This window comes from Undibacterium sp. FT79W (assembly GCF_014284215.1).
In the GTDB taxonomy this organism is placed as follows: domain Bacteria; phylum Pseudomonadota; class Gammaproteobacteria; order Burkholderiales; family Burkholderiaceae_D; genus Undibacterium; species Undibacterium aquatile.
This window is the reverse complement of record NZ_JACOGB010000021.1, coordinates 1-1,784: the sequence shown is the minus strand read 5'-3', so window position 1 is coordinate 1,784 and position 1,784 is coordinate 1. Positions and strand designations below refer to the sequence as shown.

Genomic DNA, 1,784 nt, shown 5'->3' with positions numbered 1-1,784 from the left:
TTATCGGATCGCGCGGAAAACCTCGCCGTTCAGGGCGAGGATGAATAGTGCAACGGCGAAGCCGTTCTGAGGGCTACGCCGGAGTTTGCTGCTGCTCAATATACTGCCGGATGATCTCAATCGGCGCACCGCCACAGCTCCCCGCAAAATAACTGGGCGACCAGAGCGCACCGCCCCAGAGTTTCTTTTTGATCGAAGGGTAATTCTTTTTTCGGATCATCCGGCTGGAAACGCCTTTCAAGCTATTCACCAATGCAGATACCGACACTTTGGGCGGGTAATTCACCAGTAAATGCACATGATCATCCTCACCGTCGAACTCAACCAACTCTGATTCAAAATCAAGACAGACCTTTTCAAAGAAGATTTTTAGATCATCCAGCACTTCTTTGGTAAAAACATTGCGACGGTATTTTGTTACAAAGACCAAATGAACGTGCATTTTAAAAACACAATGCCTGCCATGCCTTAAATCGCTTTCAATTTCCATAGACCAATCTATAATTGAGTTGTATTGACACAGTATGAGCAAGCCATGCAACGACTGCAAGCCTACAAATTCGAACTGATCGTCACTGGAGAACAACAGCGCCAGATGCGCCGCTTCTCCGGTGCCTGTCGGTTTGTCTATAACAAGGCACTGGCATTGCAGAAAGCACGGCATGAGCAGGGTGAAAAGAAACTTTCCGCCTTTGAACTGAACAATCTGTTACCACAATGGAAAGCAGAGTCAGAAACAAAATGGCTATGTGATTCACCTTCTCAAACACTGCAACAGTCGCTGAAAGATTTAGATCGGGCGTACAAAAACTTCTTTGCCAAACGTGCTGATTTCCCCCGTTTCAAAAAGAAAGGAACGAGGGATTGTTTCCGTTACCCGCAAGGCATCAAGCTGGAGCAGGGAAATGATCGCATCTTCCTGCCAAAAATCGGCTGGTGTCGTTACCGCAACAGCCGGATGGTGGAAGGTGAGATTAAAAACGTCACGATCAGTCAATCGAGCGGTAAGTGGTTTGCGTCTATCCAGACAGAACGTGAAGCGGCTATTCCTACTCCCAGCGGCGATATGATCGGCATTGATGTGGGCATTGCCCGTTTTGCTACCTTGTCGGACGGTGCATTCTATGAACCATGCAACAGTTTCAAAACATTGGAAAGTGCCTTGCGTAAAACGCAGCAAGCCATGAGCCGCAAGGTAAAATTCAGTAACAACTGGAAAAAGGCAAAAGCCAAAGTCCAGCGGATCCATGCAAAAATCGGCAACAGCCGCCGTGACTACCTGCATAAAACATCAAGCGACATTAGCAAAAACCACGCGATAGTCTGTATTGAAGATTTGCAAGTCAAAAACATGTCAAAATCAGCGGCAGGAACCGCAGAGCAGCAAGGCCGGAATGTCAGAGCAAAGTCAGGGCTGAATAAAGCCATTCTTGATCAAGGCTGGTTTGAATTTCGTCGCCAGCTCGATTACAAGCTGGCATGGAATGGCGGCCACCTGATCGCCGTTCCCCCGAAAAACACCAGCCGGACATGCCCGTACTGTGGTCATATATCGAAAGACAACCGCCCTACGCAAGCCCGCTTTGCTTGTGTGGAATGTGGTTTTGAAGAAAACGCCGATGTCGTCGGCGCAATCAACGTATTAAGGGCGGGACACGCCCGATTAGCCTGTGAAGTGAGTGGTGCAACAATGCCGCCAGCAGCAGGAACCCACCGAAGCGAGTCCGGCGTTTACGCCTAACCGCAGTAGGAATCCCTGTCGTTTACGGCAGGGAGGATGTCAA

General features: G+C 48.9%; 2 protein-coding genes. One reads left to right on the top strand and one right to left on the bottom strand.

Annotation, left to right across the window (positions count from 1 at the left end; genetic code table 11):
- Window positions 1-73 precede the first annotated feature (73 nt).
- Window positions 74-490, bottom strand: coding sequence for an IS200/IS605 family transposase (gene tnpA / locus H8K38_RS18180; RefSeq protein ID WP_186886262.1), 417 nt, complete (start codon window positions 488-490; stop codon window positions 74-76).
- A gap of 45 nt (window positions 491-535) precedes the next feature.
- Between tnpA and H8K38_RS18175 the strand changes: the two genes are divergently transcribed.
- Entirely contained in the window at window positions 536-1,741 is a 1,206-nt protein-coding gene (locus H8K38_RS18175; protein WP_186886261.1) for an RNA-guided endonuclease TnpB family protein, read from the top strand.
- Window positions 1,742-1,784 lie beyond the last annotated feature (43 nt).

Bases quoted from the DNA above. Each gene is read 5' to 3' on its own strand.
- tnpA (WP_186886262.1), bottom strand. From the start codon at position 490: ATGGAAATTGAAAGCGATTTAAGGCATGGCAGGCATTGTGTTTTTAAA.
- H8K38_RS18175 (WP_186886261.1), top strand. From the start codon at position 536: ATGCAACGACTGCAAGCCTACAAATTCGAACTGATCGTCACTGGAGAA.